The sequence below is a fragment of the Paraburkholderia polaris genome (assembly GCF_012927345.1).
Classification (GTDB): Bacteria; Pseudomonadota; Gammaproteobacteria; order Burkholderiales; family Burkholderiaceae; genus Paraburkholderia; species Paraburkholderia polaris.
The window spans coordinates 14,738-31,762 of sequence record NZ_JABBGJ010000016.1 but is presented as its reverse complement, the minus strand read 5'-3'; the positions used below and the strand labels follow the sequence as shown (position 1 = coordinate 31,762).

15 protein-coding genes and 1 other RNA gene are annotated in these 17,025 nt (G+C 62.9%); 13 read left to right on the top strand and 3 right to left on the bottom strand.

What is annotated here, in order from left to right; genetic code table 11:
* Window positions 1-114: 114 nt before the first annotated feature.
* Complete coding sequence (rho, locus tag HHL24_RS16215) at window positions 115-1,383, bottom strand: transcription termination factor Rho (RefSeq protein WP_074284282.1); 1,269 nt, start codon at window positions 1,381-1,383, stop codon at window positions 115-117.
* Between the two features lie 238 nt (window positions 1,384-1,621).
* Window positions 1,622-1,948, bottom strand: a complete 327-nt coding sequence (gene trxA, locus HHL24_RS16210; RefSeq protein WP_054039468.1) for a thioredoxin TrxA — start codon at window positions 1,946-1,948, stop codon at window positions 1,622-1,624.
* Window positions 1,949-2,392: 444 nt separating this feature from the next.
* Between trxA and ffs the strand changes: the two genes are divergently transcribed.
* The 8 genes from ffs (at window position 2,393) to HHL24_RS16170 (ending at window position 10,919) form a co-directional block, all read left to right on the top strand.
* Window positions 2,393-2,491, top strand: an RNA gene (gene ffs / locus HHL24_RS16205) — signal recognition particle sRNA small type.
* Between the two features lie 206 nt (window positions 2,492-2,697).
* The gene (locus tag HHL24_RS16200) at window positions 2,698-5,367 is read left to right on the top strand and encodes a DNA polymerase III subunit gamma/tau (RefSeq protein ID WP_169486468.1); all 2,670 of its coding nucleotides are present in this window, start codon (window positions 2,698-2,700) and stop codon (window positions 5,365-5,367) included.
* A gap of 62 nt (window positions 5,368-5,429) precedes the next feature.
* Window positions 5,430-5,756, top strand: coding sequence for a YbaB/EbfC family nucleoid-associated protein (locus tag HHL24_RS16195; RefSeq protein ID WP_007182071.1), 327 nt, complete (start codon window positions 5,430-5,432; stop codon window positions 5,754-5,756).
* A 261-nt stretch (window positions 5,757-6,017) separates the two neighbouring features.
* Window positions 6,018-6,614, top strand: coding sequence for a recombination mediator RecR (gene recR / locus HHL24_RS16190; protein ID WP_063496327.1), 597 nt, complete (start codon window positions 6,018-6,020; stop codon window positions 6,612-6,614).
* Window positions 6,615-6,709: 95 nt separating this feature from the next.
* On the top strand, window positions 6,710-7,942 hold the full coding sequence (locus HHL24_RS16185; protein WP_169486467.1) for a CaiB/BaiF CoA transferase family protein: 1,233 nt from the start codon (window positions 6,710-6,712) through the stop codon (window positions 7,940-7,942).
* A 46-nt stretch (window positions 7,943-7,988) separates the two neighbouring features.
* Window positions 7,989-9,026: an ABC transporter substrate-binding protein gene (locus HHL24_RS16180; RefSeq protein WP_169486466.1), complete on the top strand. Its 1,038-nt coding sequence runs from the start codon at window positions 7,989-7,991 to the stop codon at window positions 9,024-9,026.
* A gap of 111 nt (window positions 9,027-9,137) precedes the next feature.
* Window positions 9,138-9,950 (top strand): ABC transporter ATP-binding protein, encoded by an 813-nt coding sequence (locus HHL24_RS16175; protein WP_169486465.1) that lies wholly within the window; start codon window positions 9,138-9,140, stop codon window positions 9,948-9,950.
* Between the two features lie 144 nt (window positions 9,951-10,094).
* Window positions 10,095-10,919, top strand: a complete 825-nt coding sequence (locus HHL24_RS16170; RefSeq protein ID WP_169486464.1) for an ABC transporter permease — start codon at window positions 10,095-10,097, stop codon at window positions 10,917-10,919.
* Window positions 10,920-11,008: 89 nt separating this feature from the next.
* Here the strand turns inward: HHL24_RS16170 and HHL24_RS16165 are convergent, their stop codons facing one another.
* The gene (locus HHL24_RS16165) at window positions 11,009-11,983 is read right to left on the bottom strand and encodes an NADPH:quinone oxidoreductase family protein (protein ID WP_169486463.1); all 975 of its coding nucleotides are present in this window, start codon (window positions 11,981-11,983) and stop codon (window positions 11,009-11,011) included.
* A 227-nt stretch (window positions 11,984-12,210) separates the two neighbouring features.
* Between HHL24_RS16165 and surE the strand changes: the two genes are divergently transcribed.
* From surE to HHL24_RS16140, 5 genes are read left to right on the top strand one after another with little or no spacing between them, the layout of a single operon-like run.
* A complete protein-coding gene (gene surE, locus HHL24_RS16160) occupies window positions 12,211-12,969 on the top strand; it encodes a 5'/3'-nucleotidase SurE (RefSeq protein ID WP_169486462.1) in 759 nt (252 codons plus the stop codon).
* Window positions 12,966-14,069 carry a protein-L-isoaspartate(D-aspartate) O-methyltransferase gene (locus tag HHL24_RS16155; protein ID WP_169486461.1) on the top strand — a complete coding sequence of 368 codons (1,104 nt, stop codon included), beginning with the start codon at window positions 12,966-12,968 and terminating at the stop codon, window positions 14,067-14,069. The genes surE and HHL24_RS16155 overlap by 4 nt, the downstream gene beginning before the upstream one ends.
* A gap of 5 nt (window positions 14,070-14,074) precedes the next feature.
* Window positions 14,075-15,010 carry a peptidoglycan DD-metalloendopeptidase family protein gene (locus HHL24_RS16150; protein WP_169486460.1) on the top strand — a complete coding sequence of 312 codons (936 nt, stop codon included), beginning with the start codon at window positions 14,075-14,077 and terminating at the stop codon, window positions 15,008-15,010.
* 11 nt (window positions 15,011-15,021) lie between these two features.
* Entirely contained in the window at window positions 15,022-16,104 is a 1,083-nt protein-coding gene (gene rpoS / locus HHL24_RS16145; RefSeq protein WP_169486459.1) for an RNA polymerase sigma factor RpoS, read from the top strand.
* 4 nt (window positions 16,105-16,108) lie between these two features.
* Window positions 16,109-16,885 carry a 3'-5' exonuclease gene (locus HHL24_RS16140; RefSeq protein WP_169486458.1) on the top strand — a complete coding sequence of 259 codons (777 nt, stop codon included), beginning with the start codon at window positions 16,109-16,111 and terminating at the stop codon, window positions 16,883-16,885.
* Window positions 16,886-17,025 lie beyond the last annotated feature (140 nt).

Genomic DNA, 17,025 nt, shown 5'->3' with positions numbered 1-17,025 from the left:
CACGGCAGCATGCGCTTTTTCGGGCAAAACCTTACGGACGAAAAAAAGCCGCTCGTTTCTGGCGAGCGGCTTTCTTATACGGTACAGCTAGTGCGGCTGTTTCGGAGCGAGGCCTTAGCTGCCGCCGCCACGACGCATCATGTCGAAGAACTCGGAGTTGCTCTTCGTCTGGCGAATCTTGTCGAGCAGGAATTCCATCGACTCGACTTCGTCCATGTCGTGAATGAACTTGCGCAGCACCCAGATCTTTTGAAGCACTTCGGGCTTGATCAGCAGCTCTTCACGGCGCGTGCCGGACTTGTTCAGGTTGATCGACGGATAGACGCGCTTTTCAGCCAGGCGGCGTTCCAAGTGCACTTCCATATTGCCGGTGCCCTTGAACTCTTCGTAGATCACGTCGTCCATGCGGCTGCCGGTTTCGATCAGCGCCGTGCCGATGATGGTCAGCGAGCCGCCTTCCTCGATATTGCGCGCAGCACCAAAGAAGCGCTTCGGGCGTTGCAGCGCATTCGCGTCGACACCACCCGTCAGCACCTTGCCCGAGGCCGGCACAACGGTGTTGTACGCACGCGCGAGACGCGTGATCGAGTCGAGCAGAATCACCACGTCGTTCTTCATTTCGACGAGGCGCTTGGCTTTTTCGATCACCATTTCGGCGACTTGCACGTGACGCGCAGCCGGTTCGTCGAACGTGGAGGCGATCACTTCGCCGGCCACCGAACGCTGCATTTCGGTCACTTCTTCCGGGCGTTCGTCGATCAGCAGCACGAACAGCACGACATCCGGGTGGTTTTGCTTAATGGCGTGCGCGATGTGCTGCAGCATCACGGTCTTACCGGACTTCGGCGATGCAACCAGCAGACCGCGCTGGCCCTTACCGATCGGCGCGATCATGTCGATGATGCGGCCGGTGACGTTTTCTTCGCCACGCATTTCACGTTCGAGCAACAGCACCTTGTTCGGGTGCAGCGGCGTCAGGTTTTCGAACATGATCTTGTGCTTCGAGGCTTCCGGCGGCTGGCCGTTGACCTTGTCCACCTTGACCAGCGCGAAATAGCGTTCACCGTCTTTCGGCGTACGCACTTCGCCTTCGATCGTGTCGCCCGTGTGCAGGTTGAAGCGGCGGATTTGCGACGGGCTGATGTAAATATCGTCCGTGCTGGCCAGATACGAGGTTTCCGGCGAACGCAGGAAGCCGAAGCCGTCCGGCAGCACTTCGAGCGTGCCGTCGCCGAAGATCGTGTCGCCCGCTTTGGCTCGTTTTTTTAGAATGGCAAACATCAATTCCTGCTTGCGCAGGCGGTTTGCACTTTCGATCTCGAGGCCATTGGCCATCTCGATCAATTCGGACACGTGCTGAGTCTTAAGCTCGGATAAATGCATACGGAGAACCCGCAGGAGAAGGTGCGACGAAATGAAATCTGGGAGGAGGGTGAGCGGAACCGCTCAAGGACTTACACGTCTTTTCGACGTTTTGCGGATTCTAGCATAGCACAGGCCAATTTCCGCCAGTGCGACGGCATGGCATCTTTCTTATGAGGCGTGTTGTCGCTGGACAACACGCCTAAGACAGCGCACCTAAATGTCTCAAGAGACTTGAGGCGCCGATGCGACGACCGCTTTACAGGTTGCCGTCGAGGAACGCGGTGAGTTGCGACTTCGACAATGCGCCGACCTTCTGCGCGGCGACAGCGCCGTTCTTGAAGAGGATCAGCGTGGGGATGCCGCGTACGCCGAACTTGACCGGCGTCGATTGATGTTCGTCGACGTTGATCTTGGCGATTTGTAGGCGATCGGCGTAATCCTTGGCGACTTCGTCGAGGATCGGCGCGATCATCTTGCACGGACCGCACCATTCAGCCCAGAAATCGAGCAGCACGGGTTTATCGGATTTCACGACGTCCTGTTCGAACGATGCGTCGCTAATATGCTTGATTGATTCGCTCATTGTATGAATACCTCTATCGGTTCGAGGCCCGCCTGAATTGCTCGCCACGATACGTCAAAATCTAGGGAAACTTCCGTTCGCTTTGCCGCAATCGGAGTCTTGCCAGCGCACACCTGAAAAAGTCGAAAGACCATGTCCGGAATGCGCGGAAAGCTCGCGTTTGCGGGTCATCCGTATGGCAGTTTAGCTTAATTCGCTATGCGTTGCCGGTGGTGATAGTACTCATCAAGGGCAGTGGGGCCAATGGCTGCCGGTGAAGCGCCACCACGTTTTAACAACCGCGACGCAGCTTATCTGGTGGCGGGCGGCGCAAACGCAAGTGCCCCGGACGCGTACTTCCAGCGCGCTGCCTATATGGTGCCAAGCTCCTGATTCGGCGCGTCGATGTCGGTTTGGTCGTATTAAGAGTCGCGCGACGGCCCAAGCGGTGATAGAATGTTTCGTGACGGGCCTCCTCGCATGGAGGGATGGTCAACCTGGTCAGGTCGGGAACGAAGCAGCCACAGCCGTTTTCCACCAGTGCCGAGGGTCAGGCTCGTCACCTTCCTTTTCCTTGTTTTACTCTGCCGTACTTCCCATCTCCTGTTTTTCCCCAAGCGCTGTCACGTAGGCACTGCGTTGACGTTTCTCGCGCGCATCATCTATTTTTTTCTATCGGTCCCTGAGCCAGTTTCAATGAAGCGGCAACCCGCGTTCGCGCGCCGTCTCGATTCGGTTTTGCGCGCCATCGTTACTGATACAATTTCCGGATGACCTATCAAGTTCTCGCACGCAAATGGCGGCCGAAGGATTTCGCTTCGCTCGTCGGACAGGAGCACGTGGTGCGCGCGCTCACGCACGCGCTCGACGGCGGCCGTCTGCATCATGCCTATCTGTTTACCGGCACCCGCGGCGTCGGTAAAACCACGCTGTCGCGCATCTTCGCCAAGGCCCTGAATTGCGAAACCGGCGTGACCTCCACGCCGTGCGGCGTATGCCGCGCGTGCCGCGAGATCGATGAAGGCCGCTTTGTCGATTATGTCGAGATGGACGCGGCGAGTAACCGCGGTGTCGATGAAATGGCGGCGCTGCTGGAGCGCGCAGTTTACGCGCCGGTCGACGCGCGCTTCAAGGTCTACATGATCGACGAAGTGCACATGCTGACCAACCACGCTTTCAACGCGATGTTGAAGACGCTGGAAGAGCCGCCTTCGCACGTCAAATTCATTCTTGCTACCACCGATCCGCAGAAGATTCCGGTCACGGTGCTGTCGCGCTGTCTGCAGTTCAATCTGAAGCAGATGCCGGCCGGGCACATCGTGTCGCATCTCGAGCATATTCTCGGTGAAGAGAAGGTGCCGTACGACGCCCAGGCATTGCGTCTGCTCGCGCGCGCGGCCGACGGCTCGATGCGCGACGCGCTTTCGCTGACCGATCAGGCGATCGCCTATTCGGCCAATCAGGTGAATGAAGAAGCGGTGCGCGGCATGCTCGGCGCGCTCGATCAAAGCTATCTGATTCGCCTGCTCGACGCGCTTGCCGATGGTGACGGCGCCGCCGTGCTCGCTGTCGCGGACGAGATGGCGTTGCGCAGCCTGTCGTTTTCGACGGCGTTGCAGGATCTGGCGAGCTTGTTGCACCGAGTCGCGTGGGCGCAGTTCGCGCCGTCGTCGGTGTTGGAAGAGTGGCCGGAAGCGGCTGATCTGCGTCGCTTTGCCGACGCGTTGAGCGCCGAGCACGTGCAGTTGTTCTATCAGATTGCAACCATCGGCCGAAGCGAACTGGGTCTCGCACCTGACGAATACGCTGGTTTTACGATGACGCTGCTGCGCATGCTGGCTTTCGAGCCGGCGCCCATCGGCGGTGGCGGCGGTGCGGCAGCGGCGCGTCCGGCAGGACCGGCGGGGGCGGGTGGCGCGAGGCGCGCCGGCGCGCCGGCGGTCGCCGCGCAACAGGCCGTGGCGCCGTCGCGTGCGGTTGACGCAGCCGCCGCCGTGCCGGTGCGCTCGGCAAATCCAGTGGCAGAAGCGAAGCCCACGAGGCCGGGTTTGCAGCACTTGGCGTCCGCGGGGTCTGCTGAAAATGCTCACACGCCGAAGCCAACTATGGGTGAAGCGGCCATCGTTTCCACGTCCGCAGCTGCATCGGCATCGACCTCTGGCGAAGCGAACGTGGCGCCTGCGCCCACGGCGGCCGACGTCACTGACGTACCGGCTTTAGCGCCGTGGCAGGAAGAGACGTCCATCGAACCGATTCTGAGCGATCCGGTGCCAGCGGCTACGGACACGAACGCGCTCCGTGCGGCCCCGACGCCCGAAGCGACGCCTCCGGCGCCGGCGACCGAAGCGGCCGAAGCAACGAAAGTTGCGGCAGCGCCGGCCTTGGCACCGTGGGACGATGCGCCCACCGAGCCAGCCCCGAACGAATCACCCGCTGCGGCCGCTTCTCAGGAATCGGCGCCCGCGTCTTCGCCCACTGCTGCGGCCACAGCCGCGTTTGCACGGGCAGAAGAGGCCGCGCCCGCGACGGCATCGCAAGAGCCGCCACCCGCAGCTGACATCCCGCCGCGTCGTGCAGGCGGCGCGAGCGACGCGCTCAATGTATTGCGCAGCGCCGGCCTGAAAGTGTCGTCGGATCGTGGCCGTGCCACGTCGGCAGCCGCCGCCAGGCCCGCGGTAGCCCCGGCCGCCCCGAAGCCCGCCGCACCGCGCGTTGTCGTCAATGTGCCGACGCCAGGGGCCCCGCGCCGTGCGCCGCAACAGGACGCCGCACCGGCCGCGCGTGCGCCGTCGCCGCAGGGCCAGGAGCAGAACGGCTCGTCGAGCGCACCGTGGGACGACATGCCGCCCGATGAATACATGCCGCTCACGGCAGCTGACGAGGGCTATTACGGCCTGCCGGACGACAACTACATGCCGGTGTTCGACAGTGGGCCCGACGACGTCCGCGTGAACGCCGCGCCTGCGTCGACATCCGCGCCGGCGGTCGACAAGCAACCGTTGCCGCCCGCGGTGCCGCTCGATCCGCTGGGTTTTCAGGGTGACTGGCCCGCGCTCGCCGTCGACCTGCCGCTCAAGGGCATTTCGTATCAACTCGCGTTCAACAGTGAACTGATGGCACTCGAAGGCAGTACGCTCAAACTGAGCGTGCCGGTGCCCCAGTACGCGGAAGCTTCGCAGGTCGCTAAACTGAAAGCCGCGCTCGCTGACAAGCTCGGCCAGAACGTCGACGTATTGGTCGAAGTCGGCCCGGCGCGCCGCACGGCAGCCGCGCACGACGCCGCCATGCGTGCCCAGCGCCAGCAGGAAGCGGAGCGCGAAATCGGCGCCGATCCGTTCGTGCAGTCGCTAATCCGCGAGTTCGGTGCGAGCATCGTGCCCGGCTCGATTCGCCCGATTACGCAGGATGCCGGCCCGAACGGTGCGCCGTCCATCCACTGATTCGCCGCGCCCTGTGGCGCACCCGATTTCCGGATTTCACGCTATCAAGAAGGAGCATGTCCATGATGAAAGGCCAACTCGCCGGGCTGATGAAGCAGGCCCAGCAGATGCAGGAAAACATGAAGAAGATGCAGGAGCAGCTTGCATTGATCGAAGTCGAAGGGCAGTCGGGCGCCGGTCTCGTCAAGGTGACGATGACCTGCAAGAACGACGTGCGCCGCGTGTCGATCGATCCGAGTCTGCTCGCCGACGACAAGGACATGCTGGAAGACCTGGTCGCCGCTGCGTTCAACGACGCCGTGCGCAAGGCAGAAGCCACCGCTCAGGAAAAGATGGGCGGTATGACTTCGGGTCTGCCGCTGCCGCCGGGCTTCAAGCTGCCGTTCTGAGCGACGTCGCTGCAAGAAGGGACTCACGCCGCTGCTTTGACCGCGGCGTGAGTTGAATACGCGAGCCGGGCTCGTTTCAATGCCGGTCCGGCTCGTGCAAGTTCGCGCCAGTGCGCTTCAGTTCGTTCATCAGGCGCACTTGCCCGATCCGCTGTCTAGCTGATAGAAGCAGAAGCGCTGTCTGGCTGATAGAAGCAACCGCATCGCCACCCGCGTACCGGACCATCCCAGGCAACACCCACTTCGACACCGCCGATCCGCATGAAACAACCTTCCGCCTTGTCGGCGCTCGTCGAAGCGCTGCGCGTGCTGCCCGGTGTCGGGCCTAAATCCGCGCAACGCATGGCGTACCACCTGATGCAGCACGATCGCGACGGCGCCGAAAAACTCGGCCGCTCGTTGCTGTTCGCGACTGAACATCTGCAGCACTGCGAGAAGTGCAACACCTTTACCGAAGCGCAGATCTGCGAGGTCTGCCTCGATGAGGAGCGCGATCCGGCGTTGTTGTGCGTCGTCGAGACGCCCGCCGACCAGATCATGCTCGAACAGACGATGACTTATCGCGGCCTCTATTTCGTGCTGATGGGGCGGCTCAGTCCGCTCGACGGCATTGGCCCGAAGGAGATCCATTTCGACCGGCTGGTCAAGCGCGCGTCGGATGGCATCGTCAAGGAAGTCGTGCTCGCAACCAATTTCACCAATGAAGGCGAGGCCACCGCGCATTACCTCGGGCAGACGCTCAAGGCGCGCGGTCTTGCCGTGACGCGTCTCGCGCGCGGCGTGCCGGTGGGCGGCGAACTCGAGTATGTCGACGCCGGCACCATTGCCCGTGCGATGCTCGACCGGCGCTCGATGTAGCGCGACGTAGCGCAACGCCGCGGCGTCACCACGTCACTGCGTCCGCAACGCTCGAGCGAGGCGCGTGGGCAAGAACAGCAACACAGAGGAGACACATGAGCGCCACCCCAGACCCTAGCGCCACCGGCACACCTAAAGGCCCGCTTGCCGGCGTCAAGGTGCTCGAGCTCGGCACGCTGATCGCCGGCCCGTTCGCCGCTCGCTTTCTCGGCGAGTTCGGCGCCGACGTCATCAAGATCGAAGATCCCAAAGGCGGCGATCCGCTGCGCAAATGGCGCAAGCTTTATCCGGAAGTCGGTGGCACGTCGCTATGGTGGGCCGTTCAGGCGCGTAACAAGAAATCCGTCACGATCAATCTGAAAGCCGAAGAGGGCAAGGAGATCGTGCGGCGTCTGGCGAAAGAAGCCGACATCGTCGTCGAAAATTTCCGGCCGGGTTTGCTGGAGAAGCTCGGGCTCGGTTATGACGTCTTGTCGGCGGAGAACCCTGGGCTCGTGATGGTGCGTCTGTCCGGCTACGGCCAGACCGGGCCGTATCGCGACCGGCCTGGATTCGGCGCGATCGCCGAGTCGATGGGCGGTTTGCGCCACATCACCGGCTATCCGGATTTGCCGCCGCCGCGCATCGGCATTTCGATCGGCGATTCGATTGCCGCGCTGCACGGCGTGATCGGCGCCTTGATGGCGCTGCATCACAAGCAGGTGAACGGCGGCAAAGGGCAGGTCGTCGACGTCGCGCTGTACGAGGCAGTCTTCAACATGATGGAGAGCGTGGTGCCGGAGTACGGCGTGTACGGCATGGTGCGCGAGCGCACCGGCGCGTCGCTGCCGGGCATCGTGCCGTCGAACACCTATCCTTGCCGCGACGGCAGCATCGTCATCGGTGGCAATAGCGACCCGATCTTCAAGCGCCTGATGATCGCTATCGAACGCGAAGACCTGGCGAACGATCCAGCCTTGGCGCACAACGACGGCCGCGTGCCGCGCACCCAGGAAATCGACGGCGCGATCGCCGCGTGGCTCGCCACGCGCACCATCGACGAAGCGCTCGCCGTGCTGAACGCCGCCGACGTGCCGGTCGGCCGTATTTACAGCGTCGCGGACATGTTCACCGATCCGCAATTCATGGCGCGCCAGATGATCCAGCGCTTCAAATGGCAGGACGGTCAGGAAATCACGCTGCCGTCGGTGACACCGAAGCTCTCGGAAACCCCCGGCGAAACGCGCTGGTTAGGCCCGGAACTGGGTGAACATACCGATGAAGTCCTGCAATCGCTAGGTTATGATTCTGACCACATTGCAAGGTTGCATGCGCAACAGATTGTGTGAGTGAGCGCGCGGCAAAAAGATAACAAAAGTTTGGAGACGACAGACCATGCAACGCAGAACCTTCCTCGCCGGTACCGCCGCCCTCGCGGGCGCCACGTTCGCTGCCACGCCGTTCGCTTTCGCGCAGGGCAAACCTGAAACCACCAAGGTGGCGATCGCCGTCGGCGGCAAGAATCTGTTCTATTACTTGCCGCTCACGATTGCCGAGCGCCGCAATTACTTCAAGGACGAAGGGCTTGACGTCGAAATCTCGGATTTCGCCGGCGGCTCGCAAGCGCTGAAGGCTGCGGTCGGTGGCAGCGCGGATGTGGTCTCCGGCGCGTTCGAGCACACCTTGTTGTTGCAGGCGCAAAAGCAGTCGTTTCGCGAATTCGTGCTGCAAGGGCGCGCGCCGCAGATCGTACTCGCGGTGTCGAAGAAGGCGATGCCGAACTACAAGTCGATCGCCGATCTGAAGGGCAAGAAAATCGGTGTGACCGCGCCGGGTTCGTCGACCTCGATCATGGCGAGTTTCGTGCTGGCGAAAGCCGGGCTGACCGCGAAAGACGTCGCGTTCATCGGCGTGGGTGCAGGGGCGGGGGCGATCGCGGCGCTGCAGTCGGGCCAGATCGACGCCATCGCCAATCTCGACCCGGTGATGACCAAGCTCGAACGCACCGGCGAGATTCGCGTCGTATCGGACACGCGCACGCTTGCCGACACGCGCAGCGTGTTTGGCGGCGACATGCCGGCGGGCTGCCTGTACGCGTCGCAGAGCTTCATCACGAAGAATCCGAACACCACCCAGGCGCTGACCAATGCGATGGTGCGCGCACTCAAGTGGTTGCAAACGGCGACCGGTAGCGAGCTGATCAACACGGTGCCGGAGGGCTATCTGCTCGGCGACCGCGCGGTGTATCTGGACGCATGGCAGCACGTGAAGGAGGCGATGTCACCGGATGGCCTGATGCCCGCCGATGGCCCGGCTACGTCGCTGAAGACCTTGCAGGCATTCGACCCGAACGTGCAGGGCAAGCCGATCGATTTGTCGAAAACCTGGACCAACGACTTCGTCAAGAAAGCACTGGCGACGGTCAAGGCCTGAGCATCGTCAATGTGGAGCCGGGGGGAGCGCGTGCCGCGTTTGCCTCGACTACTGCCGTCATGACGACATGACAAACCGAAACCGAACCCGATTTTCGAAGCGAGTCGAACGATGACCGTTGCCGCCTTGGCGCTCGACAACATCACCTGCACGTTCGCCGCGCGGGACAACCGCGCGCAGCGCTATACGGCGGTTAAGGACACAACCTTGCGCATCGCGCCGGGCGAATTTGTCTCGGTGGTCGGCCCGACCGGTTGCGGCAAATCCACTTTGCTGAACGTCGGCGCGGGTTTGCTGGGGCCGTCGTCGGGCACGGTCAGTGTGTTCGGCGAGCCGCTCAAGGGGATTAACCGGCGCGCCGGCTACATGTTCCAGGCCGACGCACTGATGCCGTGGCGCTCGGCCATCGACAACGTGATGGCCGGCCTTGCATTCCGCGGCGTGCCACCGGCCGAAGCGCGCAGCAAAGCTGACGAGTGGTTAAAGCGCGTGGGCCTCGGCGGTTTCGGCGACCGCTATCCGCATCAATTGTCGGGCGGCATGCGTAAGCGCGTCGCGATGGCGCAGACGTTGATCCTCGATCCGGACATCATCCTGATGGACGAGCCGTTTTCCGCGCTCGATATCCAGACGCGTCAGCTGATGGAAAACGAGTTGCTCGACCTGTGGGCGGCCAAGCGCAAAGCGGTGCTGTTTATCACCCACGATCTCGACGAAGCGATCTCGATGTCCGACCGCGTGGTGGTGCTGTCAGCGGGGCCGGGCACGCATCCGATCGGCGAATTCACGATCGATCTACCGCGTCCGCGCGACGTCGCCGAGATTCGCGCGCATCCGCGTTTCGTCGAGTTGCATGCGCAGATCTGGAGCGTGCTGCGCGATGAGGTGCTCAAGGGCTACCAGCAGCAACTCACGGCCGTTTAAGCGCGGCTCGCGGCTTGGGGTACTAAGCGCGGCTCACGGACGGGCGCGTAGTCCGTAGTCGAGTGACACCTTTGTGTCTCGTTGTGGCGCTCGCTAGTTTTGTTCAGTAGTTGCGTCGATCAATCGTCTAAGGCAAATCGAGTCATGTGGAAGACGTTGCGCCCGAACCGGGCGAACCTGGTGATCTGGCAGTGGCTGCTGCTCGTGCTGTGCTTTGTGCTCTGGTACGTGCTGACGAGCCCGACGCTGCTGCCGCCGTTCTATTTCGACGACCCGAACAAGGCCGCGTTCTTCTTCGGCGAGCCGCAGAAGGTGCTTCTGCGCATCTGGGAGTGGTTCACGGGCGGCGAAATCTATCTGCACCTGTGGATCACACTGGTCGAAACGGTGCTCGCTTTCGTGCTCGGCACCGCGCTCGGGCTCGGCGTAGGTCTGTGGCTCGCCCTGTCGCCCCTCGCAAGCGCGCTATTCGACCCGTATATCAAGGCTGCCAACTCGATGCCGCGCGTGATTCTCGCGCCGATCTTCGGCGTGTGGTTTGGCCTCGGCATCTGGTCGAAGGTGGCGCTAGGCGTCACGCTAGTGTTCTTTATCGTGTTCTTCAACGTCTACCAGGGTGTGAAGGAGGTGAGCCCGGTTGTGCTCGCCAACGCGCGCATGCTCGGCGCAAACCGCAAGCAGTTGCTGCGTTTTGTCTATCTGCCGAGCGCGATGAGCTGGGTGTTTTCGAGCCTGCATACGGCGGTGGGCCTGGCGTTCGTCGGCTCGGTGGTGGGGGAATATCTCGGCTCGGCGCGCGGCGTCGGCTATCTGATTCTGCAAGCCGAGGGCACCTTCGATATCAATACTGTGTTCGCCGGGATTCTGGTGCTGACGGCGTTCGCGCTGATTCTCGATGCCGTTGTCGGGCTTGGCGAGCGGCGGCTGATGAAGTGGCAGCCAAAGTCGGGCGAAACGGAAAAGCTGTAGTCAAAAAACGGCGTGCGGTTTTCAAACCGCACGCCGCTTGCTTTCCAGCTTTTCCCGTACGAAGGAGCGGCTGCGTCAGCGCACTGCGCCTAAGGCGTAATCACCACCTTCCCGATCACCCGGCGCTCCGCCATATCGCGCAACGCGCGGCCGGTGTCGTCGAGCGAATAACGTTGCGACACATAGGGCTTGAGCTTGCCTTCGCCGATCCAGCCGGTCATCTGCTGGAAGGCGGCGTGGTTGTGTTGTGGCTCGCGTTTTGCAAAGTCACCCCAGAACACGCCGACCAGACTTGCGCCTTTGAGCAGCGTGAGGTTGAGTGGCAATTTCGGGATCTCGCCGTTTGCAAAACCGACCACCAGATAGCGCCCGCGCCAGCCGATGCTGCGAAACGCCGGTTCCGCATACACACCGCCGACCGGATCGTAGATCACGTCCGGACCCTTGCCGTCGGTCAGCGCCTTGATGCGCTCGCGCAGGTCTTCGGTGCTGTAGTTGATGGTGGCGTCCGCGCCGTGCTTCACACAGGTGGCGAGCTTCTCGTCGCTCGACGCCGCCGCGATCACCCGCGCGCCGAGCGCCTTGCCGATCTCAACCGCGGCGAGCCCGACGCCGCCTGCCGCGCCCAACACCAGCATCGTCTCACCGGCCTGCAACTGGCCGCGATCGACCATCGCATGATGCGAAGTGCCGTAGGCGAGTGTGAACGCGGCGGCCAGCTCGAATTCGACGCCATCCGCCAGCGGCACGCACGCCGAGACCGGCGCCAGCGCCTGCTCGGCAAATCCACCCGAGCCGGTGAACGCCACCACTCGCGCGCCCACTTTGAACTGCGTCACACCGGCGCCGACCGCGCGCACGACGCCCGCGACTTCCGAGCCGGGCGTAAAGGGCAGGGGTGGTTTGAACTGGTATTTGTTCTCGATGATCAACACATCGGGAAAGTTGACGGCCGCCGCTTTGACGTCGATCACGACGTGGCCGGGCGGCGGCTCGAGGTCCGGCAGATTTTCGACGACCAGGCTCTCCGGCGGCCCATATTGATTGCAGCGAATCGCGCGCATCGTGTCTCCATATCGATCAAGGTCCCCCGAGAGGACTTCCTTCGGGGCATCGCAACTATTCTGAGTGTAAAACAATCCGCACGACCGTGCGTTTTTATTGCTCAAAGCCGGGTGCTCGCGCGGTCGGCGCGCGTCGGCGCGGGGCCCGACGTGTGCGCTTTGCATGTGATGCGCGCACCGCCTGCCGTGTCGTTCGCGTGCCTTCTTTCCTCGGTTACAATCGCCGCATGCGAATCCTACTCAGCAATGACGACGGCTATCTGGCGCCCGGCCTTGCCGCGCTTTACGAAGCGCTCAAGCCGATCGCGGACGTCACCGTGATGGCCCCGGAGCAGAACTGCAGCGGCGCCTCCAATTCCTTGACGCTGTCGCGTCCGCTTTCGGTGCTGCGCTCGGCGAACGGTTTCTACTACGTCAACGGCACGCCAACCGATTCGGTGCACATCGCGCTGACCGGCATGCTGGACCACACGCCGGACCTCGTCGTGTCAGGCATCAACAACGGCCAGAACATGGGCGAGGACACGCTCTATTCGGGCACCGTCGCCGCCGCCACCGAGGGCATCATGTTCGGTGTGCCGGCCATCGCTTTCTCGCTGGTCGACAAAGACTGGGTGCATCTCGAAGATGCTGCGCGCGTGGCCGCGGAGATCGTCGCGCACTACCTCGAGCAACCGTTGCCGGGACATCCGCTCCTGAACGTCAATATCCCGAACCTGCCGTATGAGCAACTCGGCGGCTGGCATATCACGCGTCTGGGCAAGCGGCATCCGTCGCAGCCGGTGATCCGCCAGACCAACCCGCGCGGCGAACCGATCTATTGGATCGGCCCATCGGGCAGCGCGCGCGATGCGAGCGAAGGCACCGATTTCCATGCTGTCGCCAACGGCCAGGTGTCGATCACGCCATTGCAGCTCGACCTGACCCACACGCAAATGCTGCCCGCAGCGCGCGACTGGGCGCGCGCCGGCAGCGGCGCTTCATGACCAGCGAGCGCGCAAAGCGCTTTCCGCTCGGCCTCGAGGACCTGGTGCGCGAACCGCGCCGGACTGAAGGTCGTCCGGGCGAAGTGCGCGCGGCGGCAATCGCCGCGACCGCGGCGCTGAACGCACGCCAGCAACCGGCGAAGAACTCGCCGCCCGGTTCCGCGGGGAAGACCCAGGCGAAGCCGCCGGCGAGGGCACAGACCCAACCGCAGGCGACGTCGCAAGCAAAGCCGCACGTAAAGCCGCAAGCAAAGCCGCAAGCAAAGCCGCAAGCGAAGGGGCCGGTGAGCTCACCGAGCAATGCCCAGGCCAAACCGCAAGCCAAACCACACGCAACAGCCATCGCGCAAGGTGCGGCTGCGCGCGTCGCGGCAAAACTGGCACCGGTGAACAAGGCCGCCGCCAAACTCAACGAGCGACCCGCCGTGCCGAATGTCGCGTTGAACGGCGCTTTGGCGCTGACTTCGGAACGGGTTCGCGAACGGATGGTCGAACGCCTGCGTGCGAACGGTGTGACCGATCAGCGCGTGTTGAACGCGATGTCGGTGGTGCCGCGCCACATGTTCGTCGATCCGGGCCTCGCGGCCCAGGCCTATGAAGATGCCGCGCTGCCGATCGGCCATCATCAGACGATTTCCAAGCCCTCTGTGGTCGCGCGGATGATCGAACTGGCGGCTGCCGGCCGCGCGTTGAACAACGTGCTCGAAATCGGCACAGGTTGCGGCTATCAGGCAGCGGTACTGAGCCAGGTCGCGCGGGACGTTTATTCGATCGAACGCATCAAGCCGCTGTCCGAACGCGCGAAGACAAACTTGCGTCCGCTGCGCATTCCGAACATCCGGCTGCACTACGGCGATGGCCGCCTGGGGTTGCCGTCGGCGGCGCCGTTCGATGCGATCGTGATCGCTGCGGCCGGGCTCGACGTACCGCAAGCATTACTTGAACAACTCGCGATCGGCGGCCGTCTGGTCGCGCCGGTCGGCTCGCAGGAAGGCCAGAACCAGGTGCTGACTCTGGTCGAGCGCCTCGGACCCGCGCAGTGGCGCGAGTCGCGGCTTGATCGCGTTTTCTTTGTACCCTTAAAATCCGGAGTGATTTGACACCGATGAGTATGTTGCGCGCGATGCAAAGAACCAGACTGAATATCCCCATGACCGTAACCCAGCGTAGCGTGTGCGTGCTCGCCTTGTCCCTGTTGATGTCGGCCTGTGCGACCCGCCTCGATCAGGCACCCGTCGTCGACCGCTCCGGCAGCGGTGCGCTCGGCACGCAAGCCGCGCAGCAGCCGGCCGTGCCGCTCGGACCGCCGCCGCCTGGCTACTATCGCGTGAAGCCGGGCGATACGCTGTACCGGATCGCGTTGGAGAACGGCCAGAACTACCGCGATATTTCGACGTGGAACAATCTCACCAACCCGAATCAGATTGAAGTCGACCAGTTGCTGCGCGTCGTGCCGCCGGGTGCGAACACCGCCGCGCTGACGCCGGGCGTGTCGACGGCGCCGATCGGCAGCGGTGGCACGGTGCAGAGCGCGCCGCTTGGCAGCACGCCGCCGTCGGCTGGCGCCGCAGGCGTCGCAGCGCCGCCGATCTATGGCTCGGGTGCGAGCAACGCTTCGCTGACGCCACCGGCGAACCCGGGTGCCGCGAACGACTCGGGCGCCGGCGCATCCGGCAACGTCGCGTTTGCATGGCCTGTGCGGGGGCCGATGCTCGGCACGTTCAACGATTCGACCAACAAGGGCATCAATATCGGTGGTGCGGCTGGCGATCCGGTCAAGGCTTCGGCGGATGGTCGCGTAGTTTATGCAGGAAATGGGCTGCGTGGTTACGGCAATCTCATTATCATCAAGCATGATGCAACTTATCTCACGGCGTATGCACACAACCGCGCTTTGATGGTAAAAGAAGGGGATGCGGTGACCAAAGGGCAGAAGATCGCTGAGATGGGCAATAGCGATTCCGACCGCGTGATGTTGCATTTCGAAGTTCGCCGGCAGGGTAAACCTGTCGACCCACTGAAGTATTTGCCGCCGCAATAAGCGATACGACCATGCCGAAATCGAAGCGCCGCCTGCCGCAAGCCGAGTCTGAGACGATTAGCCGTGTCACGTCCGCTTCGGTGGAGGACGGCGGCGCTTCGGAAGCGGAAGAAGAGATCGTAGAGGAGCGCGATCTCGACGAACGCCAGGGCGGCGCGGAAGAAGCCGGCGAGGCCCGCGAAGGCGCGAGCGAAGCCGCGCCCGACGTGGACGATTTCCGCGCCCTGCTGCAAGCCGAGCTGACGGCCGACACGATTCAGCACTATCTGAACCGCATCAGCGTCAAGCCGCTTCTGACTGTCGAAGAAGAGCAGAAGTATTCGCGTCTGGCGAAGGCGGGCGAGTTCGACGCGCGGCAAGTGATGATCGAGCGTAATTTGCGGCTCGTCGTCAGCATCGCGAAGGGTTACCTGAACCGCGGCGTGCCTCTGCTCGATCTGATCGAAGAGGGCAACCTCGGTCTGATGCACGCCATCGAGAAATTCGATCCCACGCGCGGCTTTCGTTTCTCGACGTATGCCACCTGGTGGATTCGCCAGAGCATCGAGCGCGCGATCATGAACCAGGCGCGCACGGTGCGTTTGCCGGTGCACGTGATCCGTGAGCTCAACCAGGTGCTGCGCGCGAAGCGCCATCTGGAAAAGAATTCAATGAATTCCGGCGAAGCAGCCGAGCGCCGCGACGCCAGCATCGACGACATTGCCTATCTGACCGGCAAGACCACCGACGAAGTCACCGACATTCTCGCGCTGAACGAACACACCGCATCGCTCGACGCGCCGCTCGATCTCGACCCGGCGAGCAGCCTGCTCGATCTGCTGTCCGACGACCAAAGCCAGTCGCCGGACGCCGAAGTGCAGCATCGCGAGCTGGAAACGCTTACGCGTGCGTGGCTCGCGCGCCTGTCGGACAAGCATCGTCATGTGATCGAGCGCCGCTTCGGGCTGAACCACATCGAGCCCGCCACGCTCGAAGAGCTGGCCGACGAAATGGGCCTCACGCGCGAGCGTGTGCGCCAGATCCAACAGGAAGCGCTGGTGCGGTTGAAGCGCTTCTTTGCCTCCAACGGTGTTCGGAAGGACGCCGTTCTATAACCTGATGACACCGATTCTTGTTTTCGACATCGAGACGATTCCCGATGTCGCCGGCATTCGCCGCCTCGAAGATTTGCCCGCCACGCTGAGCGACGCCGAAGTCGCCGAGCACGCTTTTGCGGCGCGCCGCGAAAAGACCGGCAGCGATTTCCTGCCGCACCACCTGCAACGGATCGCGGCGATTTCCTGTGTGTTCCGCGACAACAACGGTTTCCGTGTGCGCTCGCTCGGCACGCTCGAAGACGGCGAGGCGGCGCTCGTGCAGTCGTTTTACCGCGTGATCGAAAAGTACACGCCGCAGCTCGTGTCGTGGAACGGCGGCGGGTTCGACCTGCCGGTGCTGAACTACCGTGCGCTGGTCAACGGCATCCCGGCGTCCCGTTTCTGGGACCTCGGCGAGGACGACCGCGAGTTCAAGTGGAACAACTACATCAGCCGCTATCACGCGCGTCACACCGATCTGATGGACGTGCTGGCGATGTATCAGGCGCGCGCCAACGCGCCGCTCGACGCGCTCGCGAAGATGTGCGGCTTCCCCGGCAAGATGGGCATGGACGGCAGCCAAGTGTGGCACGCATACCAGGAAGGGCGCATCGAGGAAATCCGCAATTATTGCGAGACCGACGTCGTCAATACGTACCTGCTGTATTGCCGCTTCCAGCTGATCCGCGGCGCGTTTTCGGCCGGCGAGTATGCTGACGAGATCAACCTGGTCAAGAATGCCTTAGCGCTCGAAGCGGCGCCACAATGGGCTGAGTATCTGGCTGCATTCGATCAATAGACCGCACTATGCCGATAGCGAAGCAGTTCGCAGCACGCGAATCGGCCATGGCGCGAGTAGGCAGGCGCTAGCCGCCGCAGCCGCGCTAAATCGTTGGCAACGGCGGCGCTTCGTCTACAATCTCGCCTTCCCCCAAGTTT